The sequence below is a fragment of the Pseudomonas sp. GW821-FHT09H03 genome (assembly GCF_059415945.1).
Genome location: NZ_JBWKOF010000006.1, coordinates 14,777 through 37,559, shown reverse-complemented (window position 1 = coordinate 37,559; position 22,783 = coordinate 14,777). Strand labels below are relative to the sequence as shown.

The 22,783-nt window shown below is 60.1% G+C and carries 19 protein-coding genes and 4 tRNA genes; 15 read left to right on the top strand and 8 right to left on the bottom strand.

The window, feature by feature from the left end:
* Nucleotides 1-54 precede the first annotated feature (54 nt).
* Nucleotides 55-204: a hypothetical protein gene (locus AC07OG_RS10060; protein ID WP_495066934.1), complete on the bottom strand. Its 150-nt coding sequence runs from the start codon at nucleotides 202-204 to the stop codon at nucleotides 55-57.
* On the opposite strand from AC07OG_RS10060, the gene uvrB reads away from it, so the two are divergent.
* Nucleotides 203-2,218, top strand: a complete 2,016-nt coding sequence (uvrB, locus tag AC07OG_RS10055) for an excinuclease ABC subunit UvrB (protein ID WP_060540085.1) — start codon at nucleotides 203-205, stop codon at nucleotides 2,216-2,218. The two genes, AC07OG_RS10060 and uvrB, sit on opposite strands and share 2 nt — an antisense overlap.
* Before the next feature lie 133 nt (nucleotides 2,219-2,351).
* Here the strand turns inward: uvrB and AC07OG_RS10050 are convergent, their stop codons facing one another.
* Nucleotides 2,352-3,902 carry an MDR family MFS transporter gene (locus AC07OG_RS10050; protein WP_060540084.1) on the bottom strand — a complete coding sequence of 517 codons (1,551 nt, stop codon included), beginning with the start codon at nucleotides 3,900-3,902 and terminating at the stop codon, nucleotides 2,352-2,354.
* Nucleotides 3,892-4,941 (bottom strand): HlyD family secretion protein, encoded by a 1,050-nt coding sequence (locus AC07OG_RS10045; protein WP_495066933.1) that lies wholly within the window; start codon nucleotides 4,939-4,941, stop codon nucleotides 3,892-3,894. Before AC07OG_RS10045 ends, AC07OG_RS10050 begins: the two co-directional genes overlap by 11 nt.
* 230 nt (nucleotides 4,942-5,171) lie before the next feature.
* Between AC07OG_RS10045 and gltX the strand changes: the two genes are divergently transcribed.
* The 10 genes from gltX to AC07OG_RS09995 all read left to right on the top strand — a co-directional run bounded on the left by gltX (nucleotide 5,172) and on the right by AC07OG_RS09995 (nucleotide 11,153).
* Nucleotides 5,172-6,653: a glutamate--tRNA ligase gene (gltX, locus tag AC07OG_RS10040; protein ID WP_495066932.1), complete on the top strand. Its 1,482-nt coding sequence runs from the start codon at nucleotides 5,172-5,174 to the stop codon at nucleotides 6,651-6,653.
* Nucleotides 6,654-6,856: 203 nt separating this feature from the next.
* Nucleotides 6,857-6,932: transfer RNA gene (locus tag AC07OG_RS10035), tRNA-Ala, on the top strand.
* Nucleotides 6,933-7,011: 79 nt separating this feature from the next.
* Nucleotides 7,012-7,087: transfer RNA gene (locus AC07OG_RS10030), tRNA-Glu, on the top strand.
* A 53-nt stretch (nucleotides 7,088-7,140) separates the two neighbouring features.
* Nucleotides 7,141-7,216 (top strand) — tRNA-Ala (locus tag AC07OG_RS10025).
* A gap of 81 nt (nucleotides 7,217-7,297) precedes the next feature.
* Nucleotides 7,298-7,373, top strand: a tRNA-Glu gene (locus tag AC07OG_RS10020).
* A 184-nt stretch (nucleotides 7,374-7,557) separates the two neighbouring features.
* Nucleotides 7,558-8,097, top strand: coding sequence for a TetR/AcrR family transcriptional regulator (locus AC07OG_RS10015; protein ID WP_060540081.1), 540 nt, complete (start codon nucleotides 7,558-7,560; stop codon nucleotides 8,095-8,097).
* A 29-nt stretch (nucleotides 8,098-8,126) separates the two neighbouring features.
* The gene (locus AC07OG_RS10010) at nucleotides 8,127-8,960 is read left to right on the top strand and encodes an alpha/beta fold hydrolase (protein ID WP_060540080.1); all 834 of its coding nucleotides are present in this window, start codon (nucleotides 8,127-8,129) and stop codon (nucleotides 8,958-8,960) included.
* A 48-nt stretch (nucleotides 8,961-9,008) separates the two neighbouring features.
* Entirely contained in the window at nucleotides 9,009-9,452 is a 444-nt protein-coding gene (locus AC07OG_RS10005) for an acyl-CoA thioesterase (RefSeq protein ID WP_060540079.1), read from the top strand.
* A gap of 173 nt (nucleotides 9,453-9,625) precedes the next feature.
* Nucleotides 9,626-10,585 carry a tRNA dihydrouridine synthase gene (locus AC07OG_RS10000; RefSeq protein ID WP_495066931.1) on the top strand — a complete coding sequence of 320 codons (960 nt, stop codon included), beginning with the start codon at nucleotides 9,626-9,628 and terminating at the stop codon, nucleotides 10,583-10,585.
* A 121-nt stretch (nucleotides 10,586-10,706) separates the two neighbouring features.
* A complete protein-coding gene (locus AC07OG_RS09995; RefSeq protein ID WP_218424436.1) occupies nucleotides 10,707-11,153 on the top strand; it encodes an Hsp20 family protein in 447 nt (148 codons plus the stop codon).
* A 198-nt stretch (nucleotides 11,154-11,351) separates the two neighbouring features.
* Here AC07OG_RS09995 and AC07OG_RS09990 read toward each other — a convergent pair whose 3' ends face one another.
* From AC07OG_RS09990 to AC07OG_RS09970, 5 genes are all read right to left on the bottom strand, one after another.
* On the bottom strand, nucleotides 11,352-11,963 hold the full coding sequence (locus AC07OG_RS09990) for a hypothetical protein (protein WP_495066930.1): 612 nt from the start codon (nucleotides 11,961-11,963) through the stop codon (nucleotides 11,352-11,354).
* A complete protein-coding gene (locus AC07OG_RS09985) occupies nucleotides 11,960-12,571 on the bottom strand; it encodes a hypothetical protein (RefSeq protein WP_218424434.1) in 612 nt (203 codons plus the stop codon). Before AC07OG_RS09985 ends, AC07OG_RS09990 begins: the two co-directional genes overlap by 4 nt.
* The gene (locus tag AC07OG_RS09980; protein ID WP_495066929.1) at nucleotides 12,568-14,049 is read right to left on the bottom strand and encodes a PAAR domain-containing protein; all 1,482 of its coding nucleotides are present in this window, start codon (nucleotides 14,047-14,049) and stop codon (nucleotides 12,568-12,570) included. Before AC07OG_RS09980 ends, AC07OG_RS09985 begins: the two co-directional genes overlap by 4 nt.
* Before the next feature lie 161 nt (nucleotides 14,050-14,210).
* A complete protein-coding gene (locus AC07OG_RS09975) occupies nucleotides 14,211-17,489 on the bottom strand; it encodes a sensor domain-containing protein (RefSeq protein WP_495066928.1) in 3,279 nt (1,092 codons plus the stop codon).
* A gap of 65 nt (nucleotides 17,490-17,554) precedes the next feature.
* Nucleotides 17,555-18,445: a LysR family transcriptional regulator gene (locus AC07OG_RS09970; protein ID WP_218424429.1), complete on the bottom strand. Its 891-nt coding sequence runs from the start codon at nucleotides 18,443-18,445 to the stop codon at nucleotides 17,555-17,557.
* Nucleotides 18,446-18,592: 147 nt separating this feature from the next.
* Between AC07OG_RS09970 and leuC the strand changes: the two genes are divergently transcribed.
* From leuC to leuB, 4 genes are all read left to right on the top strand, one after another.
* On the top strand, nucleotides 18,593-20,011 hold the full coding sequence (leuC, locus tag AC07OG_RS09965) for a 3-isopropylmalate dehydratase large subunit (protein WP_060540059.1): 1,419 nt from the start codon (nucleotides 18,593-18,595) through the stop codon (nucleotides 20,009-20,011).
* Between the two features lie 10 nt (nucleotides 20,012-20,021).
* Nucleotides 20,022-20,666: a 3-isopropylmalate dehydratase small subunit gene (gene leuD / locus AC07OG_RS09960; protein WP_060540058.1), complete on the top strand. Its 645-nt coding sequence runs from the start codon at nucleotides 20,022-20,024 to the stop codon at nucleotides 20,664-20,666.
* A gap of 155 nt (nucleotides 20,667-20,821) precedes the next feature.
* Nucleotides 20,822-21,589 (top strand): class I SAM-dependent methyltransferase, encoded by a 768-nt coding sequence (locus AC07OG_RS09955; RefSeq protein WP_060540057.1) that lies wholly within the window; start codon nucleotides 20,822-20,824, stop codon nucleotides 21,587-21,589.
* Nucleotides 21,590-21,655: 66 nt separating this feature from the next.
* The gene (leuB, locus tag AC07OG_RS09950; protein WP_060540056.1) at nucleotides 21,656-22,738 is read left to right on the top strand and encodes a 3-isopropylmalate dehydrogenase; all 1,083 of its coding nucleotides are present in this window, start codon (nucleotides 21,656-21,658) and stop codon (nucleotides 22,736-22,738) included.
* The last annotated feature ends 45 nt before the right edge of the window (nucleotides 22,739-22,783 follow it).

The following is a 22,783-nucleotide window of genomic DNA, read 5'->3' as shown; positions in this document are numbered from 1 at the left end:
GTATGTTTTTTCCATTATTTTTCGACCGCCAGTCGCTTGGTCGAGGCCAAGGCTTCACGGGATGTAAGACGTTTGCCTTGAAAGCGCCGGCAATCGGCTCCACATTGAGCGCAATCCAGTTTTTTCCTCGGGCGACAGCGGTCGTTTGCGGTCTTTCTCGTTCGTGTCGGCGTCACCGGCAAGAGTGATCCAGAGGTACTTCATGTCTGAATTCCAGCTTGTCACCCGTTTCGAGCCCGCCGGCGATCAACCGGAGGCCATCCGCCTGATGGTCGAGGGGATCGATGCCGGGCTGTCGCACCAGACGCTGCTTGGGGTGACCGGGTCGGGCAAGACCTTCAGTATCGCCAACGTGATCGCCCAGGTGCAGCGCCCGACCCTGGTGCTGGCGCCGAACAAGACCCTGGCGGCGCAGCTGTACGGTGAGTTCAAGGCGTTCTTCCCGAACAATGCGGTGGAATACTTCGTCTCCTACTACGACTACTACCAGCCCGAAGCCTATGTGCCGTCCTCGGACACCTTCATCGAGAAGGACGCCTCGATCAACGATCACATCGAGCAGATGCGGTTGTCGGCGACCAAGGCGCTGCTGGAGCGCAAGGACGCGATCATCGTCACCACGGTGTCGTGCATCTACGGCCTGGGCAGCCCGGAAACCTATCTGAAGATGGTGCTGCACGTGGATCGCGGCGACAAACTCGATCAGCGTGAATTGCTGCGCCGTCTCGCCGACCTGCAATACACCCGCAACGACATGGATTTCGCCCGTGCGACTTTCCGCGTGCGTGGCGATGTGATTGATATCCACCCGGCGGAATCGGATTTCGAAGCGATCCGCATCGAACTGTTCGACGATGAAGTGGAGAGCCTGTCGGCGTTCGATCCGCTGACCGGCGAAGTCATCCGCAAATTACCGCGCTTTACCTTCTACCCGAAAAGCCACTACGTGACGCCCCGGGAAACCCTGATGGGCGCCGTCGAGGGGATCAAGGTCGAGTTGCAGGAGCGCCTGGAATACTTGCGTTCCAACAACAAACTGGTGGAGGCCCAACGCCTGGAGCAGCGCACCCGTTTCGACCTGGAGATGATCCTTGAGCTGGGTTACTGCAACGGCATCGAAAACTACTCGCGCTACCTGTCCGGCCGCGAAGCCGGTGCGCCGCCGCCGACGCTCTTCGACTATTTGCCGGCTGACGCCTTGCTGGTGATCGACGAGTCCCACGTCAGCGTGCCGCAGGTCGGCGCGATGTACAAAGGCGACCGCTCCCGTAAAGAAACGCTGGTGGAATATGGCTTCCGCCTGCCGTCGGCGCTGGACAACCGGCCGATGCGGTTCGACGAGTGGGAAAGCATCAGCCCGCAGACGATTTTTGTCTCGGCGACGCCGGGCAACTACGAAGCCGAACACGCCGGGCGCGTCATTGACATGGTGGTGCGTCCGACCGGGCTGGTGGACCCGCAAATCGAAATCCGCCCGGCACTGACCCAGGTCGACGACTTGCTGTCGGAAATCACCAAGCGCGTCGCTCTGGAAGAGCGAGTACTGGTCACTACGCTGACCAAGCGCATGGCCGAGGACTTGACCGACTACCTGGCCGACCACGGCGTGCGGGTGCGCTACCTGCACTCGGATATCGACACTGTGGAACGTGTAGAAATCATCCGCGATTTGCGCCTCGGTACCTTCGATGTGCTGGTGGGGATCAACCTGCTGCGTGAAGGCCTGGACATGCCGGAAGTGTCTCTGGTGGCGATCCTCGATGCCGACAAGGAAGGCTTCCTGCGTTCCGAGCGCTCGTTGATCCAGACCATCGGCCGGGCGGCCCGCAACCTCAACGGCCGGGCGATTCTGTATGCGGACCGCATCACCGGTTCCATGGAGCGCGCGATCGGCGAAACCGAGCGCCGTCGCGACAAGCAGATCGCGTTCAACCTGGCCAACGGCATCACGCCCAAAGGTGTATTCAAGGACGTGGCCGACATCATGGAAGGCGCCACCGTGCCGGGCTCGCGCAGCAAGAAGCGCAAAGGCATGGCCAAGGCCGCCGAGGAAAACGCCCGTTACGAAGCCGAACTGCGTTCACCGGGCGAGATCGCCAAGCGCATCAAGGCGCTGGAAGAGAAGATGTACCAACTGGCACGCGACCTGGAATTCGAAGCGGCGGCGCAGATGCGCGACGAGATTGCCAAGTTGCGTGAGCGGCTGATTGCCGTTTGATTGGTAGCGTCTGAACTGGCCTCATCGCGAGTAGGCTCGCTCCCACAGTTGATTGGGTCGTCTCGACGGACGCGGCCCAATGTGGGAGCGAGCCTGCTCGCGATGGGATCAGTAGTCTCAGTGCAGCAGTTGGTCAGTGCGCCTCACCAACCTTGATACCGACCGGCAACTTCCTGGTCAGCAACACCGCCAGCATGCTGATCCCCAGCGCTATCCCGAGAAAATGAAACGCATCGTTGTAGGCCATGATTGCTGCCTGCTGATGGGCGATCTCGCTGAGCTTGCCCAGCGCCGCCGTTTCACTGCCCAACCGGTCCGCCAACGACGCTATCCGCTCGGCCACCTGCGGATTGCTCGGCACGATGGACTCGCGCAAATAATCAAAGTAGGTCTTGGTGCGCGCATCCAGCAACGTGGCGAGGAGGGCGATGCCGATGGCGCCGCCAAGATTGCGCAGAATGTTGAACAGACTCGATGCCGAACCCGCATCCTGAGGCAGGATGTACGCCGTGGCGATCAACGAGATGGTGACCATGATCAGCGGCTGGCCGAGTGCGCGCAGGAGCTGGATCTGATTGAACTGCGGTCCGGCGAAGTCCGGGTTCAGCACCCCGGAGTAGAAGCTCGCCATGCCGAACAGCCCGAAACCCAGGGTGCACAGCCATTTCGGTGAAATGATCTTCATCAGCTTGGGCACCAGCGGAATCAGAAACAGCTGCGGTACACCCATCCACATGATCACTTCGCCGATCTGCAGGGCGTTGTAGTTCTGGATCTGCGCCAGGTACAGTGGCAGCAGATAGATCGAACCGTACAAGCCGACCCCCATGCCGATACTGGAGATGCTCGATAAACCGAAGTTGCGATTGCCGAGGATGCCGAGGTTGATCAGCGGGTTGGGTCTGGAAAACTGCACGATCACAAAGGTAATCAGGCTGATCAGCGCAATGCTGCCCAGCGCCACGATCAGATTCGATTCCAGCCAGTCCTTGCGGTGGCCTTCTTCCAGGAACACCTGCAGGCAGCCGAGCCCGACGCCGAGGGTGACGATGCCGGCGTAATCGGTGCTTTTGAGCAGTTCCCAGTGGGCTTCTTTCTTCTCCAGGCCATACATCAGGCCGGCGATCATGATCAGTCCGGGCGGAATGTTGATGTAGAAGATGTATTCCCAGCCCCAGTTTTCCGTCAGCCAGCCGCCGAGCGTCGGGCCGATGGAAGGGGCGAAGGTCGCAGTCATGGCGAACATCGCCATGCCCTTGGCCCGGTGGTGTTCCGGCAGTTTGATCAGGGTCAGGGTGAAGGCCAGCGGGATCAGCGCGCCGCCGGTAAAACCCTGCAAGGCGCGGAACACGATCATGCTCTCCAGGCTCCAGGCCATGGAACACAGCAGCGAGGCGACCAGAAACCCGAGGGACACCCATACCGCCAGGCGGCGGGCCGACAGCAGCTGGACCAGCCAGGCGGTGAGCGGGATCATGATGATTTCCGCCACCAGGTACGAGGTGGAAATCCACGAACCTTCTTCCAGGGTGGCCGACAGTGCACCCTGGATATCCTTGAGCGATGAGTTGGTGATCTGGATGTCCAGCACCGCCATGAAGGCGCCGAGCATCACGCTCATCACCGCGATCCAGTCCCGCCGGGTCGGTTCGCCGACCGGGCGGATCAGTTGATCACCGGCCATCTTCTGGGGCGTCTTTGATATTCACAGTAGCGGTGACCGACATGCCCGGACGAATCTTGCCGCGCAGCGGGTTGTCCGCGGCGAAGGTCAGTTTGACCGGGATCCGTTGTACGACCTTGGTGAAGTTGCCGGTGGCATTGTCCGGCGGTAACAGGCTGAACTGCGCGCCCGAGGCGGCGAACAGGCTGTCGACCCGCGCCTCGATTGGCGTGTCGCTGTAGGCATCGAAGGTCAGTTCGGCCTTCTGCCCGGGCTGCATGTGCCCGATCTGGGTTTCCTTGAAGTTGGCCTGAATCCAGATGTCTTCATCCGGGACGATCGACATCAGGTAGGCGCCGGCTTGCACCACTTGACCGTTGCGCGCGGCGCGCTGGCCGATCAGGCCGCTGATAGGCGCGTGGATTTCACTGCGGGTCAGGTTCAGTTCGGCCTGGGCCAGATCGGTACTGGCGTTGGCGATCTGCGCATCGAGGCGTTTAATTTCGGCGCTTAAAGCGTTGATCTGCTGGCGCTGACTCTGCGCATCGGCCTGGGCCTTGGCCACTTGCGAGCGGGCGATGTGGTTGTCGGCGGAGAGGGTGGTCACCCGCTCTTCGGAGACGTAACCGGGTTTGCGCAGGGTCTCGGCGCGAATCAGATCGATCTGCGAACGGCCCAGGCTCGCCTGGCTGGAGGCGACCTGTGCTTCGCTGGCGGCAATCAGGCTGGCCTGTTGGGTCAGTTTGCTCTGGGCTTGCAGGCGCTCGGCCTGACGGGTGGCGAGGGCCGCGTTGGCGCGATCGACGGCGAGACGGAAGTCATCGCCTTCGAGTTTGATCAACAACTGGCCTTTCTCGACGTGCTGGTTGTCGTGCACCAGCACCTGGTCGATGCGGGCGGACAACTGGCTCGATACGCGGGTGATTTCGCCCTGGACATAGGCGTTGTCGGTGCTTTCGTAAAAGCGCCCCTTCAAGAACCAGTGGGCGAACAGACCGCCGGCAATCAGCAGGACAATCAGGAGGAAGGTGTACAGGCGACGCTTGAGTTGGGCAGGCATGGGGCAAACTGTAGTCATTAAAATGTAAGGGAATATATCAGCAGGCCAATCTGGCATACAGCCGATCAGCGGTAAATGCCGGTGGCTGATATTTGCTCATTCACTGCGTAATACGCATGTAACACCCGCAACCTTGGCTTAAATGCCCTGTTCACTGGAGCCGGGCGGGTGTCGCCTGTTACCATTCGCCTCTTGTTGGATATTCGCTTTTATTCTTTTTGAGACATGCCATGACCACCGTCCGCACTCGCATCGCGCCATCGCCTACCGGGGATCCCCACGTAGGTACCGCTTACATCGCATTGTTCAACTACTGCTTTGCCAAGCAGCATGGCGGTGAGTTCATCCTGCGGATCGAAGACACCGACCAAGTGCGTTCGACTCGCGAGTCCGAGCAGCAGATTTTCGACGCCTTGCGCTGGCTGGGCATCGACTGGAGCGAAGGCCCGGATGTGGGTGGCCCGCACGGTCCCTATCGCCAGAGCGAACGCGGCGATATCTACCAGAAGTACTGCCAGCAACTGGTCGACATGGGCCACGCTTTCCCGTGCTTCTGCACCGCTGAAGAGCTGGACCAGATGCGTGCCGAGCAGCAGGCACGCGGCGAAACTCCGCGATACGACGGCCGCGCGCTGCTGTTGTCCAAGGAGGAAGTGGCCCGTCGCCTGGCGGCCGGCGAGCCCCACGTGATCCGCATGAAAGTGCCGAGCGAAGGTGTCTGCGTGGTGCCGGACATGTTGCGTGGCGACGTTGAAATCCCGTGGGATCGCATGGACATGCAGGTCCTGATGAAGACCGACGGCCTGCCGACCTACTTCCTGGCCAACGTGGTCGATGACCACCTGATGGGCATCACTCACGTGTTGCGTGGCGAGGAATGGCTGCCGTCGGCGCCTAAATTGATCCTGCTTTACGAGTACTTCGGCTGGGAACAACCGGAGCTATGCTACATGCCGCTGCTGCGTAACCCGGACAAGAGCAAGCTGTCCAAGCGCAAGAACCCGACCTCGGTGACCTTCTACGAGCGCATGGGCTTCATGCCGGAAGCGATGCTCAACTACCTGGGGCGCATGGGCTGGTCGATGCCGGACGAGCGCGAAAAGTTCTCCCTGCAGGAAATGGTCGACAACTTCGACCTCAAGCGCGTGTCCCTCGGCGGGCCGATTTTCGACATCGAAAAGCTGTCGTGGCTCAATGGCCAATGGCTGCGTGACCTGCCGGTGGAAGAATTCGCCGCGCGTGTGCAGAAGTGGGCGCTCAACTCCGAGTACATGATGAAGATCGCGCCGCACGTGCAAGGCCGGGTTGAAACCTTCAGCCAGGTTGCACCGCTGGCGGGGTTCTTTTTTGCCGGTGGCGTGCATCCGGATGCGAAGCTGTTCGAGTCGAAGAAGCTCTCGGGCGATCAGGTCCGTCAGTTGATGCAGTTGATCCTGTGGAAGCTGGAAAGCCTGCGCCAGTGGGAGAAGGACAGCATTACCGCAACCATCCAGGCGGTGGTCGAATCCCTGGAGCTGAAGCTGCGTGATGCCATGCCGCTGATGTTCGCCGCGATCACGGGGCAGGCCAGCTCGGTATCGGTGCTGGACGCGATGGAGATCCTCGGTCCGGACCTGACCCGTTTCCGCTTGCGTCAGGCGCTCGACCTGCTGGGCGGTGTTTCGAAGAAAGAAAACAAAGAGTGGGAAAAGCTGTTGGGTGCTATTGCCTGACACGCTTGGTGAAGGGCTGATGGCCATTGTGTGCCCCCGTCGTGGTGCGCGCGGTGGCCCTCAGACCCCCGAATTTTCGGGGGGAGGGCGGTAAGTGATTGTTATGTCGGCAAAAAATTTTAAATTTTTTGCAAAATAAGTTTGACAGGCCTTCGATACGCCCTTAAGATTCGCCCCGTCCTCAGCGATGACATCAACGATGAGGGGCTATAGCTCAGCTGGGAGAGCGCTTGCATGGCATGCAAGAGGTCGACGGTTCGATCCCGTCTAGCTCCACCAATTTACACTTCAAGGTCTGGCCACACCGGCCTTGAAGCGATCAACACTAAGCGTTGATCAGTTGTATAGAAGGGTTTGCGTCCCCTTCGTCTAGTGGCCTAGGACACCGCCCTTTCACGGCGGTAACAGGGGTTCGAGTCCCCTAGGGGACGCCAGTTTTACAGAAGTGATGTTGCAAGATGTCACTCCGCCGCGAGGCGAAAAATCCGGGGCTATAGCTCAGCTGGGAGAGCGCCTGCATGGCATGCAGGAGGTCAGCGGTTCGATCCCGCTTAGCTCCACCAATTTTACAAGTTCAAGGTCTGGCCACACCGGCCTTGAATCGATCAGCTCTCAGCACTGATCAGTTGTATAGAAGGGTTTGTGTCCCCTTCGTCTAGTGGCCTAGGACACCGCCCTTTCACGGCGGTAACAGGGGTTCGAGTCCCCTAGGGGACGCCACGATTACCCGCTCTGCGGGATTTTATAAGGGTCATTCAATTATTGAATGGCCCTTTTGTTTGTCTGGCGTTTGGCCAAATCCCCCATTTCTTATCAAACTGTTCTTCAGACCAGCGGTCACATCTACGGCTTGCAGAAAATTATTATGAGAATAATATTCTAGTCGTAATATTCGGAGGCATCGATGAACGATAAAAAAGCTCAAACCCGCGAACGTATCCTCAAGGCGGCCAGCTCGGCGCTAATCCAGCGTGGGCCGGCTGAGCCAAGCGTGGGTGAAGTGATGGGCGCGGCGGGCCTGACGGTCGGCGGCTTCTACGCGCACTTCGAAAGCAAGGACGCGATGATGCTGGAAGCGTTCAAGCAGCTGCTCGGTCACCGTCGCGACCTGATTGCCGACATGGACGCCCAATTGACCGGCGAAGAGCGCCGGGCACTGGTGGCTGCGTTCTACCTGTCACGCAAGCACCGTGACTCCTCCGAATCGGCGTGCCCGATCCCGGCTTCGGTCGGCGAACTGGGGCGCCTGCCGGACGAATTTCGGGCGGCCCTGAATGAACACCTGGAGCTGATGATCGCGCAGTTGGCGGCCAGCCCCGAAGAAACCGACAAAGCTCTGGCCGATATGGCCTTGATGGTCGGCGGCCTGTCCCTGGCGCGCGCGCTGGGGCCGGGTGAGTTGTCCGATCGTTTACTGCGCGCCGCCAAGTCGGCTGTGCGTTGACCTGAAGGCTGCGGCCTGGGGAGAATGCGATGAGCACGTTGAAGTGGGTTCGTGGCGTTAATGGCACCTTGGGCTGGTTCGCACCGAAGCTGGTTGCAAGAAAAATGCGCCTGGCCTTCATGACCCCGCGGGACCTGCCACCCCGGGACTGGGAGCTGCCGCTGCTGGCGAAGTCCGAGCGCATCACCTTGCGTTTCGGCCTCTCGGTGTTGCGCTGGGGGCAAGGCCCGGCAGTACTGCTGATGCATGGCTGGGAAGGGCGGCCAACCCAGTTCGCCAGCCTGATCACGGCGCTGGTCGATGCCGGTTACTCGGTGGTGGCCCTGGACGGCCCCGCACACGGTCGTTCACCCGGTAGTGAAGCCAATGTCATGCTGTTCGCCCGCGCCATGCTCGAGGCCGCCGCCGAATTGCCACCGCTGCAAGCGGTCATCGGCCATTCCATGGGTGGTGCCAGTGCAATGCTCGCGGTGCAGTTGGGCTTGCGTACCGAAACCCTGGTGACCATTGCCGCCCCGGCACGCATCCTTGGCGTATTGCGCGGCTTTGCACGCTACGTGCGGCTGCCGCCCAAGGCCCGTTCGGCGTTTATTCGCCAGGTCGAGCAAGACGTCGGCATGCGCGCTGCGATGCTGGATGTCGCGCACTATCAACTCGACATGCCCGGCCTGATCGTCCATGCCGAAGATGACTGCCTTGTACCGGTCAAGGAGTCGCAACTAATCCACGAAGCCTGGTTCGACAGCCGTTTACTGCGCCTGCAAGAGGGTGGTCATCAGCGCGTACTGGCCGACCCTCGGGTAATTGATGGCGTGTTATCACTGCTGGCCGGCCGCAGCCTGCAATCACGCCAATCGGCCTGAGCATCCGTTACACTGCGCCGGTGGAAATTATCTGACCGGGAGTGGGGCATGGGCTGGGATCGGGAAACACCATTTGTCATTGATCTGCAGGTGGGCGCCGAGGACATCGACGGGCTTGGCCACGCAAACAACGCGGTGTACGTGACCTGGCTCGAACGCTGCGCCTGGCGTCACTCTCAGCGTCTGGGCCTGGATCTGGTCGAATATCGGCGCCTGGATCGGGCGATGGCAGTGGTGCGGCACGAGATCGATTACCTGGCGGCCGCCTATGAAGGCGATGAGTTGCAGTTGGCGACCTGGATCGTCGATTGGGATCAGCGCCTGAAAATGACCCGGCACTTCCAGTTGATTCGCCCCAGCGACAATTCGACGTTGCTGCGTGCGCAGACCACTTTCGTCTGCATCGAGCTGTCCAGCGGCAAGCCCAAGCGTATGCCGGCTGAGTTCATTGAAGGCTACGGCCCGGCGGTTCAGCAGCAGGCGTTGGTGTAACTAATGTGGGAGCGGGCTTGCTCGCCAAAGCGGTGGGTCAGCCTGTATCACTGCTCAATGACACACCGCCTTCGCGAGCAAGCCCGCTCCCACATTGATGAATCTGCGATGTTCTGCAGATTTTTCGCGTAATCCAGTAAACTGCCGCACGTTTTTCGTTGAGTGTGTTTTTCATGCAAATTGCTTTGGCGCCCATGGAGGGGTTGGTCGACGACATCCTGCGCGACGTGCTGACCCGGGTGGGCGGCATTGACTGGTGTGTGACCGAGTTCATCCGGGTCAACGATCAGTTGCTTACGCCGGCCTATTTCCACAAGTTCGGCCCCGAACTGCTCAACGGCGCCCGCACCGCGTCCGGCGTGCCGCTGCGCGTGCAGCTATTGGGTTCGGATCCTGTGTGCCTGGCGGAAAACGCCGCGCTAGCCTGCGAGCTGGGTTCCGAGGTGATTGACCTGAACTTCGGCTGTCCGGCCAAGACCGTGAACAAATCCCGTGGTGGCGCAGTACTGCTCAAAGAGCCGGAACTTCTGAACCAGATCGTCGAGCACGTCCGTCGCGCCGTGCCTGCGCACATTCCGGTCACCGCCAAGATGCGCCTGGGTTTCGACAGCCCGGACGGTTCGCTGGTGTGCGCCACGGCTTTGGCCGAGGGCGGGGCGGAGCACATCGTAGTGCATGCGCGGACCAAGGTGGACGGCTACAAGCCGCCGGCCCACTGGGAATGGATTCCGCGGGTGCAGGATGTGGTCAAGGTGCCGGTGTTCGCCAACGGTGACATCTGGAGCGTCGATGACTGGCGCCGTTGCCGCGAGATCAGTGGCGTGGAGGACATCATGCTCGGTCGCGGCCTGGTTTCTCGTCCCGACCTGGCCCGGCAAATCGCCGCGGCACGGGCCGGCGAAGAAGTGGTCGAGATGACCTGGGCCGAGCTGCTGCCGCTGATCCAGGATTTCTGGCTGCAAGCCAAGGCGCAGATGACCGCTCGGCAATCGCCGGGTCGCCTGAAGCAGTGGCTGGCCATGCTCACCCGCAATTACCCTGAGGCGGTGGAGCTGTTTTCCCTCCTGCGTCGCGAGACTGAACTCGATCAGGTCTCACGTTTATTGGGTCTGGCGGTCGCTGAAGCAGCCTGAAAAAAATCTGCAAAAAAACTCTTGAAATGCAATCAGCGGTCCCTATCTAAGGGTTACGCGATGCCGAATTCGGGTCGCGGAGACAAAAAACCTTGCTGATTGTTTTCAGGAGATTTGATTCATGACTACTGCATTTTCCCTGGCACCACTGTTCCGTTCCTCGGTTGGTTTCGACCGTTTCAACGACCTGTTCGAAACCGCCCTGCGCAATGAACCAGGCAGCACCTACCCGCCTTACAACGTGGAAAAACACGGCGACGACCAATACCGCATCGTCGTAGCGGCGGCCGGCTTCCAGGAAGAAGACCTGGAGCTGCAAGTCGAGAAGGGCGTGTTGACCATCAGTGGTGGCAAGCGCGACGCCAACGAAGACGTGACCTTCCTGCACCAGGGCATCGCCCAGCGTGCATTCAAACTGTCCTTCCGTCTGGCGGACCACATCGAAATCAAGGCTGCCGGTTTGAGCAACGGTCTGCTGAGCATCGACCTGCTGCGGGTGATTCCGGAAGAGGCGAAGGCCAAGCGCATTCCGATCAATGGGGCGCAGAAGCCGGCTTTGCAGCATTGAGTCGATGTAGAAAAATGCCGTTACAGGCTGTGTGAAAACCCGTCCTGTTACGGAAAAAGCAAATGCCCCGACGTGTCGGGGCATTTGCTTTTCTGCGTGCTGAAAAGATTTTCGGCGCTATCGTGACGTCGGTGCAGGCTGATTTACAGTTGAGCATCGCAACTCTGGTACCGATGCGTCTATCGTCAGCGGGCCAAGTCAAGGATTGGTCCAAGGCGTGGCCAGTGACAGCGTGATCAGGTAGCGTTCTTCTGTGGGACGCTTTTTATCCTTGAAACGGCCGACTACCAGCATCACTTGATAGCGGTTACCGGCATGCCAATAGGAGGTGCCGCCCTTGTTCACGTCGCGCAATTGGGACCGCCATTGCGGCGTATCGGCGAATGGTGGGTCTTCCTCAACCCGGATCGGAGTCCAGCCGGCTGAGCGCAATTGCTCCTGCAGATCCAGCACGACCTTGAGGGTCTCATCGAGCAGTAGTGGCTCGATTTGTGGGGACATACGGACACCATGGATCCGTTCATCATCGAACATCACCGTCAGAAAACGGGCAAGTGGGGTTACAAAACCGTACTGAGGATCAATAAAGCGCAGGCGCGCGTCGGATTCTGGAATTCTGAACCATGAGCGATCAGCTATAGCTGAGCCAATACTTGCGCTGGAGCGCTGACGCATATCCTCCCAAGGTTCGCCAATCATAAGCGCAATTTCTTTTTCAGATTTCGCCTCAATTCCCACGTATGCAACCAGTGTGGCGATTGCTAGTGCTAACCCGCAGCGTCGCCAGGCGAGGGGCGCCATTTGACTCATCGAGGACCTCTGGACTTGCTGATTCCCAGTGTTATCAAGTAACGTTCTTCGGTTGGGCGCTTCTCGTCTCTGAATCGGCTCACCACCAACATCGTTTGGTACTTCTCACCCGCAAGCCAGTAGGCGGTCCCGCCTCTGTTTACATCCTTCAACCGATCCCGCCATTCAGGAGAGTCGGCGAATGAAGGAAAGTCCTTGACCCGATTTGGCGTCCAACCGCCTTTGCGCCATTGCTCCTGCAAATCCAGAACTATCTTGAGCGTATCGTCGAGTAGTAACGGCTCGGTTTGTGGGGACATGCGGACACTGTTGATATGCTCATTTCGATAAATGACAGCGAAGAAACGGGCTAATGGAGTCACAAAACCGTATTGAGGATCTACGAAACGTAGCCGGGCATCTGACGTTGGGATGTTGAACGATACCTCCCCCGCAATGGTGGGTGCGATTGATGCAGTGGAGCGTTGACGCATAGCTTCGTACGGCTCTCCAATGACCAAAGCGATTTCCGGATCATCCGAAAGTGCCCGTATCGCCGCCAGCGTCAAGAGAATCGCTACGGCTAACGTCAGTGTGCGACGGCGCAATCCAACGGAACGCAAGTTCATCTGACTCCGCCGCCCAAAGCGATATCCCGAATCGATCGTTCAATCTGATCGCGTTGGCCGCTCTGCAACAGTTGGTCAAACTGCTCCGCAGCCCTGAGCACGAAAGGCATGCGCTGTCTGATATCGGAAAGGTCGGCAAATGCGCTCTTGCTAAAGCCAACTGTCCGCTTGTCATCTACTGGTCGACATTGACTGGCTAAAGTCAGTTCAATGGCTTGAGCGACACCGGAGGGAAAATCGGTGACGTAGGAAGCATGATTACCCCACAACAACCATTGAAGGCCGATATGCTTGTACATGGCTGGTTGCAGAATATTGACCTGCTCGTGAGTTGCAAGAAATTTAACGCTTTCATTAATGTTTCCAGACTCGATGGCCTGAAATGCGCTCAGGATTTCCTCATGGTCCACACCGAACTTGAGCGTCTCCTGTTCGACCGGCCATAGCACTGGATACTGCGTATTCCCATAAATATTTTTGCGTGAAGGCAGACAAGTCACTAATGCTTCCATACCACGCTCTGCATAAAAAACATGCAATGGGTACACATCAAGAAACAGCGTTGTATTGCCCAACGCCAGCATCTCGTAGGTGAACTGGTACAGCCGTTGCGCCAAGGGCAACGCACTGTCGACACCCCAATGGGTAAACCCCCACACCGGGTTGTCACGGTTGGCCTGTTCGTAGTCCCGTTGGCGCTGTTCGAACTCTCTTATTGCTGCGCGCTTTTCGCGTTCACTGGGGCTGATCAAACCGGCCAGCCCTTTTCGGGAGCTGTCCCGCAACTGCTGCATAGCCTCTGATTCAGCCTGCATTTTCTCGACCGACTCCGCCGCATGCAGCAATCCGCAGCCAACCTGTTTCGAAGCAAAGGCTGCAAGGCCCGCCCACTGGAAACGTTGATCGTGTCGCCAAAGCTGGGCGTAGGCGGCATTGATCGCCTTGTTGCGCGCCTTGGGATCGGTAATCAGCTTGCCGCCCGGTGCCACGACGTTTTCCACCCGTTGTTGATAACCACGCCAGAGGTTCTCGCAGGCGTGCCCGGGCAGTTCGCTGTAGGACGACACCGGTCGGCTCGGCGTTGGGGTGAAATTGGCAGGACGCGCTTCGGCGGCGGGCGGGTGCTGTGCAGCCGGCGTAGCGGGTGGTGCGGGTGGTGCGGCGGTGCGTTGAGGCGGGGCGACTTTTGGCGTCTCGATCTCCTGGCACACCAGGGTCTGGACGGCAATCAACCGGGGCGACGGGTCGCATTTGCAGTGGCACAGGTCGCCTTCCAGGGCGGCCCGGCGATCGTCCAGATAATCCGAAAGGCGCGGGCCGTCGCAGGCGATGGTGCCGGTGCTGTCGCACTCCGGGCAATAGACGTCATCGCCCTCGCGGGCCATGAGCTGGCCGTTGATGTCGCGGTACGGGTAGCCGGTTTTCACGGTGCCGTCGACCGTGGTGGTGGCGCCGACGGTGATGTGATAACGCCTCATGGCAGGGTTGTCCTTGGTCTATTGGCAGGGACGAACACGCTAGTGAGGCGGTGCAGGGAGATAAATCAGAGGTTGCGTTGTTTGGTGTAGGACGGTTCTTGATGTTCTGTAGGATCTGCCGAAGGCTCAGGCCGCGTTCGGCAGTTCCTGCAGGGGTTGTGTTATTTCAGGAGTTTCTGGAACTCTGCGATCGGCAGTGGCGGGCTGTACAGATACCCCTGATAAAAATGGCACTCCAGTCCCTGCAGAAACTCCAGCTGTTCCGCTGTCTCCACGCCTTCGGCAATCACCTTAAGATCCAGGCTGTGGGCCATGGCGACGATGGCGCGGATGATCTCGGCGTCGTTCGGGTCGCTGGTGGCGTCGCGGATGAACGACTGGTCGATTTTCAGGGTGTCGACGGGCAGGCGCTTGAGGTGAGTCAGTGAGGAGTAACCGGTGCCGAAGTCGTCCATGGCAAAACTGACGCCGAGCTTCTTCAGGCGGCGCATTTTGTTGATGGTGTCTTCCAGGTTCTGGATCACGATGCCTTCGGTGATTTCCAGTTTCAGTAGCGAGCAGGGCAGGCCGCAGCTGGTCAGGCTGTTTTCGACGCGCTCGACAAAGTCGTTCTGGCGGAACTGGCGTGGGCTTATGTTCACGCACAGGCTGAACCTGTGCGGGTCCACCAGGCCATTTGCGACCAGGTGCTTAAAGGCTTTACAGGCTTCGTCGAGGATCCAGTTGCCGACCTCCAGAATCAGTCCGCTGTCTTCCAGGACCTTGATGAACTCGCTGGGCGATTGCGCGCCGAGCGCCGGGTGGTTCCAGCGTACCAGCGCTTCGGCGCCGACGATGCGGTCGCCGCGGGCGTCGACCTGGGGTTGGTAGTGCACGTGAAATTCGCCCCGGGACAAGGCCTGGCGCAGGTCGGTTTCCATGCGCAGGCGCTCGCTCGCGGCCTTCTGCATGGTGTTGTGATACATCTGCGCGGTATTGCGCCCCGAATCCTTGGCGCGATAAAGCGCGATGTCGGCGCGCTTGAGCAGGTCGGTGGGCGTCGAGCCGTGGTCGGGAATCAGGGCGATGCCGATGCTCGGTGTCACTTGCAGGCGCTGGCCATCGAGGAACATCGGCTCCGACAGCAGTTCGCGAATGGTGTCGGCCAGCTCCAGTACCTGATCGTTGACCTCGTTGCGCGAACCTTCGAGGCCGCTGAGCAGCACCACGAATTCGTCACCACCGAGGCGGGCCACGGTGTCTTCCATACGGACGCTGGCTTCAAGGCGGGCGGTGATGATCTTCAGCACGGTATCGCCGACCGGGTGGCCGAGAGAGTCGTTGATGTGCTTGAAGTGATCGAGGTCGAGGAACATCAGCGCACCGCGCAGGTTGTGGCGCTTGAGCAGGGCGATCTGCTGGCTCAGGCGGTCCATCAGCAGGGCGCGGTTGGGCAGGTTGGTCAGCGGATCGTGATAGGCCAGGTGGCGGATCTGCGCTTCGGCATTTTTCAGCAGGCTGACGTCCCGCGCGGTGAGCAGCAGGCACGCGGTTTCATTGAGGGTGATGGGTTCCACCGAGACTTCGACGGTCAGCAGCTCGCCGCGCTTGTTACGCCCGAGCATCTCCTGGTGGTGAACCCGGCCCTTGAGTTGCAGCTCGGCCAGCAGCGCTGAGCGCTGCTTGTCTTCAGCCCAGATTCCGACCTGATACACCGTGCGGCCGATCACTTCGTCGGCCCGGTAGCCGGTCAGGCGGCAAAAACCATCGTTGACCTCCAGATAACGGCCGGTGTCGCGCTCGGTGATGGTGATGGCGTCGGGGCTGGAGTGGAACGCCTTGGCGAACTTCTCTTCGCTGGACTTGAGAGCGGCTTCCGAGCGCTGCTGCTGGCTGATGTCGCGCAAGGTGGTGACGATGCACGGCTGCTCCCCGACACTGATCTGGCGGCTGGATATCACACAGGTCAGGGATTGTCCGTCCTTGTGCCGGACGAGGATGGCCACATTGTCCAGGCCTTGTTCGCGGATGACTCGTTCGATCCGTTGCAGGCTTTTTGCCGAAGCGTCCCACAGGCCGATTTCGTCGGCGCTGCGGCCTATCACATCGGTGGCGCTCCAGCCGAAGATCTGGCTGAAGCTGGAGTTGATCTCGATGAACTGACCGGTGTCCTGGCGAGTCACGCAGATCGGGTCCGGGCTGACCTGGAACAGGGTGGCGAATTTCTCTTCGGAGGCCACCAGCCGTTGTTCGCGCTCGACCTGATCGGTGATGTCGAGCAGGGTGCCGGCCATGCGCAGGGGCACACCGTTTTCATCCCGGTAGAGGCGGGCGCGGCTTTCCAGGTAGCGTGAGCTGCCGTCGGGCAACTGTACGCGATAGGTCAGCTGATAATTGCCGGCCGGACCTTCGCGCAAGCTGCGATAGGCGTCGCGCATGGTGTCGCGTTCATCGCCGGGCACTCCTTCAAAAAACGCTTCGAAGGCTTCGTGGAAGGGTTTGGGCTCCAGCCCGTGCAGTTGGGCGGCGCGCGCCGAGCCATACAGCATGCCGCTGGGAATGTGCCAGTCCCAGGTGCCGAGCTGCGCCGAGTCCAGGGCCAGGTCGAGGCGTTCCTGACTGTCCTTGAGGGCCTGTTCGGCGACTTTGCGTTCGGTGGTGTCGAGGAAGGTGCTCAGCAGATAGGGTTGGCCTTCGAGTTCGACTTTCTGAGCGCTGAGAATGCCGTCGAGGATCCGCCCGTTACTGGCGCGAAATTGCACCTCCATGCTCACCAGGTCACCCTTGGCCTTGGTGGCCGCGACCAGTTCCGCTCGCTGTTGCGGATGCACCCACAGCCCAAGCTCCAGGGTGGTACGACCGATCGCGTGTTGCACCGGCCAGCCGAACAGGCTTTCGAAATGCTGGTTGGCTTCGGTGATCAGGCCGTCTTCCTGGCGGGTCAGCAGGACCATGTTCGGGCACAGGTGAAACAATGTGGCAAAGCGCTTTTCCGAGCTGCTCAACGCCTGCTCGCGCTGGCGCTGCTGGGTGATTTCGCGGATCACGCCAATCATTCGCGGGCGGCCTTTTTTATCTGGTACCAGGCTGCCGCTGATTTCCAGCCAGTGCAGGCTGCCGTCGGGCCAGCGGATGCGGTGGCGCATCACCTGTTCCAGCGGCGCGCCGGCAACGACTGCGTGGAAGGCACGCACGGTTTTCGCCCGATCCTCCGGGGCCAGCAAGTCGAGGTATTCCAGATCGGCCGGCAGCGGTTGCCGGGGGTCGAAGCCGAACAGCGCCTGAGTGCCCCGGGACCAACTGATCTGCCCGCGTTCGATGTCCCAATACCAGGCACCCAGGCGCGCGCCATTGAGTGCGGCCAGCAATTGAGAGGCGCTTTCCCAGCTCTGTTCGGAGTTTTTGGGATCAAGCGCCTGAATACGTGGCATCGGTGGAATACGGTCAACAGATTTCGGCATTGGCAGGCCTTGAGCTGAATAGGCGTTTGTTGCAGGAATTCGCGGCCCTATAGGAGTAGCACAAGTCAGCCTTGAGTCCCTGGCAGTTCGATTTGAGCATCCAGCAAGGCCATGAAGGCCCGCGCAGCATTCGACAGCGTCCTTTCCGTGTGCAGGATATAGCCTAGCTGGCGAGTGAGCTGTATGCCCGGCAAAGGTATGCGCGCGACCTGTTCATCGAGCATCGTGCGCGGCAACACGCTCCAGGCCAGACCGATCGAGACCATCATCTTGATGGTTTCCAGGTAGTTGGTGCTCATGGCGATGTTCGGCGTCAGGCCCTGGGCTTCAAAGAGGTGCTGGACGATGTGGTGGGTAAAGGTGTTGCCGCCGGGGAATACCGCCGGATGCCGGGCAATGTCGGCCAGGCTGACCTTGCCGTTGTTGATCAGCGAGTGCTCGGGGGCGACCACGAAGTCCAGCGGGTCGTCCCACACCGGTGTGGCTTTGACCAGTGTGTGGGGTTCCGGGGCCAGGGTGATGACCGCCAGCTCGGCGCGGCCGTGGAGGATCTCTTCATAGGCCACTTCCGAGTCGAGGAACTGAATATCCAGTGCTACTTGGGGATAGCGTCGGGTGAACTCCCTTAACAAAGGCGGCAGCCGATGCAGGCCGATGTGGTGGCTGGTGGCGAGGGTCAGGCGGCCGCTCACTTCGCCGGTGAGGTTGGTCAGGGCGCGGCGGGTATCATCGAGCACGTTCAGAATCTGATAGGCCCGCGGCAGCAGGGCGCGCCCGGCTTCGGTCAGGCTGACTTCGCGACCCAGGCGATCGAACAGGCGCACCTTCAATTGCTGCTCCAGCCCGGCGATGCGCTTGCTGATGGCCGGTTGGGTCAGGTGCAGGCGTTCACCGGCGCCGGAGAAGCTGCCGGTCTCGGCGATGGCAATAAAAGCATTGAGGTTGGCCAGGTCCATGGTTGTATTCCAGATGGTTATCCAAAGCATAAAAAATATGAATTTGAGTTATTTAATGTAACGCCATAGGATCAGCCTCACAAGCCAAGGGGTTATTGAATCGCTCAGACCCAAGGCATAGAAACAAGCTGATGAGGAAACCGTCTGATGGCCGGCAAAACGCTCTACGACAAGCTCTGGGATTCGCATTTGGTCAAGCAGCGCGACGATGGCTCTGCGTTGATCTACATCGATCGTCACATCATTCACGAAGTGACCTCGCCGCAAGCCTTCGAAGGCCTGCGTCTGGCCGGGCGCAAGCCTTGGCGCATCGATGCCAACATTGCGACCCCGGACCACAACGTACCGACCACGCCTGAGCGCAAGGGCGGCGTCGAGGCCATCGTTGACCAGGTCTCGCGTCTGCAGGTCCAGACCCTCGACGACAACTGCGACGAATACGGCATCGTCGAATTCAAGATGAACGACGTTCGCCAAGGCATCGTCCACGTCATCGGCCCGGAGCAGGGTGCGACCTTGCCGGGCATGACCGTGGTCTGCGGCGACTCCCATACCTCGACCCACGGCGCGTTTGGTGCCCTGGCTCACGGTATCGGCACTTCCGAGGTCGAGCACGTGCTCGCCACCCAGTGCCTGGTCGCCAAGAAAATGAAGAACATGCTGGTGTCTGTCGAAGGCAAGTTGCCGTTCGGTGTGACTGCCAAGGACATCGTTCTGGCCGTGATCGGCAAGATCGGCACCGCCGGCGGTAACGGTCACGCCATCGAGTTCGCCGGCAGCGCGATTCGTGATCTGTCCGTCGAAGGCCGCATGACCATCTGCAACATGTCCATCGAGGCCGGCGCTCGCGTAGGCCTGGTGGCGGCGGACGAGAAGACCGTGGCTTACGTCAAGGGCCGTCCATTCGCCCCGAAAGGCGCTGAGTGGGACTTGGCCGTCGAAGCCTGGAAGGACCTGGTGTCCGACGCCGATGCGGTATTCGACACTGTCGTCGAACTCGACGCGACCCAGATCAAGCCGCAAGTCAGCTGGGGCACTTCGCCCGAGATGGTGTTGGCCGTGGATCAGAACGTGCCGGACCCTGCGAAGGAAATGGACCTGGTCAAACGCGATTCGATCGTGCGTGCCTTGAAGTACATGGGTTTGACCGCCAATCAGGCGATCACTGACATTCAACTGGACCGCGTGTTCATCGGCTCCTGCACCAACTCGCGGATCGAAGATTTGCGCGCTGCGGCCGTGATCGCCAAGGGTCGTAAAGTGGCTTCGACCATCAAGCAGGCCATCGTGGTGCCGGGCTCGGGCCTGGTGAAAGCCCAGGCCGAATCGGAAGGCCTGGACAAGATCTTCCTCGAAGCCGGTTTCGAATGGCGTGAGCCGGGGTGCTCGATGTGCCTGGCGATGAATCCGGACCGTTTGGAGTCCGGCGAGCATTGCGCCTCGACCTCCAACCGCAACTTCGAAGGCCGTCAGGGCGCCGGTGGCCGCACCCACCTCGTCAGCCCGGCCATGGCCGCGGCCGCCGCTGTAAACGGTCGTTTCGTCGACGTCCGTGAATTGATCTAAGGAGCGCAGCATGAAAGCTTTTACCCAGCACACTGGACTTGTCGCGCCTTTGGACCGTGCCAACGTCGACACCGACCAGATCATCCCCAAGCAATTCTTGAAATCGATCAAGCGCACCGGCTTTGGCCCGAACCTGTTCGATGAATGGCGCTACCTGGATGTGGGGCAGCCGTATCAGGACAACTCCAAGCGCCCGCTGAACAAGGACTTCGTCCTCAATGCCGAGCGTTATCAGGGCGCCAGCGTGTTGCTGGCCCGCGAAAACTTCGGTTGTGGCTCCAGTCGTGAGCACGCGCCATGGGCACTGGAAGAATACGGTTTTCGCAGCATCATCGCGCCGAGCTATGCCGACATCTTCTTCAACAACAGCTTCAAGAATGGCTTGCTGCCGATCATCTTGAGCGATGCCGAAGTCGACGAACTGTTCCAGCAGGTTGAAGCGAACCCTGGTTACCAGTTGCAGGTTGACCTGCAAGCCCAGACGGTGACCCGTCCGGATGGCAAGGTGTTGAACTTTGAAATCGACGCCTTCCGCAAGCATTGCCTGTTGAATGGCCTGGACGATATCGGCTTGACGTTGCAGGACCATGAGGCGATTGCGGCGTTTGAAGGCAAGCATCGGGCGAGCCAGCCTTGGTTGTTTCGCGATGCTTGATTGATTTGAAATTGATGTAAGCAGGGCCGGCCCCTTCGCGAGCAAGCCCGCTCCCACATTGGATTTGCGGCGTAAACAAAACCTCTGTGGGAGCGGGCTTGCTCGCGAAGACGGCAGCTCAGACGACACAAGATTCACGCCAAAAGGAAGTCCCCATGACCAGCACCGCCCAGCACAGTCAGGTAGTCCAGAAGCAATTCGGTGAACAGGCCTCGGCCTACCTGAGCAGCGCCGTACACGCTCAAGGCACTGAATTCGCGCTGCTGCAGGCCGAGCTGGCGGGGCAGGGCGATGCCAGGGTTCTGGATCTGGGTTGCGGTGCCGGTCATGTGAGTTTTCACGTAGCCTCATTGGCGAAAGAAGTGGTGGCCTACGACCTGTCGCAACAGATGCTCGATGTGGTCGCTGCCGCTGCTAAAGACCGTGGCTTGAGCAACGTGTCCACGGTCAACGGTGCCGCCGAGCGCCTGCCGTTCGCCGATGGCGAGTTCGATTTCGTCTTCAGCCGTTACTCTGCGCACCACTGGAGCGATCTCGGCCTGGCCCTGCGGGAAGTGCGTCGGGTGCTCAAGCCTGGTGGCGTGGCAGCGTTCATCGACGTGTTGTCACCGGGTAGCCCATTGTTCGACACTTACCTGCAAAGCGTCGAAGTGCTGCGCGACACCAGCCATGTGCGCGATTACTCTGCGGGCGAGTGGTTGCGCCAGGTGAGCGAAGCGGGGTTGCACACCCGCAGCACCACACGGCAACGTCTGCGTCTGGAATACACCTCCTGGGTCGAGCGCATGCGCACACCCGAGGTGATGCGCGCCGCGATCCGCCAGTTGCAGCAGTCGATGGGCAATGAAGTGCGCGAATATTTCGAGATTGAGGCTGATGGTTCGTTCAGTACCGATGTGCTGGTGCTGTTTGTAGAAAGATAGCCACCGATCGATAGAATTTTTCCGGGTGTGCCCCAGGGGCGCACCGACTGATGACATGAGGAAAGCATGAGCAAGCAGATTCTGATTCTCCCAGGTGACGGTATTGGCCCGGAAATCATGGCCGAAGCGGTCAAGGTGCTGGAGCTGGCGAGCGACAGGTTCGGCCTCGGCTTCGAGCTGAGCCACGACGTGATCGGCGGCGCAGCCATCGACAAGCACGGCGTGCCCCTGGCCGACGAGACCCTGGAACGTGCCCGCGCTGCCGATGCCGTGCTGCTGGGCGCGGTTGGCGGCCCGAAATGGGACACCATCGAGCGTGACATCCGCCCTGAGCGCGGCCTGCTGAAAATCCGTGCGCAACTGGGCCTGTTCGGCAACCTGCGTCCGGCGATCCTGTACCCGCAACTGGCCGAAGCTTCGAGCCTGAAGCCGGAAATCGTCGCCGGCCTGGACATCCTCATCGTTCGCGAACTGACCGGCGGCATCTACTTCGGCGCGCCACGCGGCACCCGTACCCTGGAAAATGGCGAGCGTCAGTCCTACGACACCCTGCCGTACAGCGAAAGCGAAATCCGCCGCATCGCCCGTGTCGGCTTCGACATGGCCATGGTCCGCGGCAAGAAGCTGTGCTCGGTGGACAAGGCCAACGTATTGGCATCCAGCCAGCTGTGGCGTGAAATCGTCGAGGAAGTGGCCAAGGATTACCCGCAAGTCGAGCTGAGCCACATGTACGTCGACAACGCTGCCATGCAACTGGTGCGTGCGCCTAAGCAGTTTGACGTGATCGTTACCGACAACATGTTCGGTGACATCCTGTCCGACCAGGCGTCGATGCTCACCGGCTCCATCGGCATGCTGCCATCGGCGTCCCTGGATACCAACAACAAGGGCATGTATGAGCCTTGCCACGGTTCCGCGCCGGACATCGCGGGCAAGGGCATCGCCAACCCGTTGGCGACCATTTTGTCGGTATCGATGATGCTGCGTTACAGCTTCAACCAGCAGGCCGCGGCCGATGCCATCGAACAAGCCGTCAGCCTGGTGCTGGATCAGGGCTTGCGCACAGGCGACATCTGGTCGGCAGGTTGCACTAAAGTCGGTACCCAGGAAATGGGCGACGCAGTAGTCGCCGCGCTCCGGAATCTGTAATCTCTCGGGCCCGCTGCCACTTTCAACTTCGAAAGCAGCGGCCCA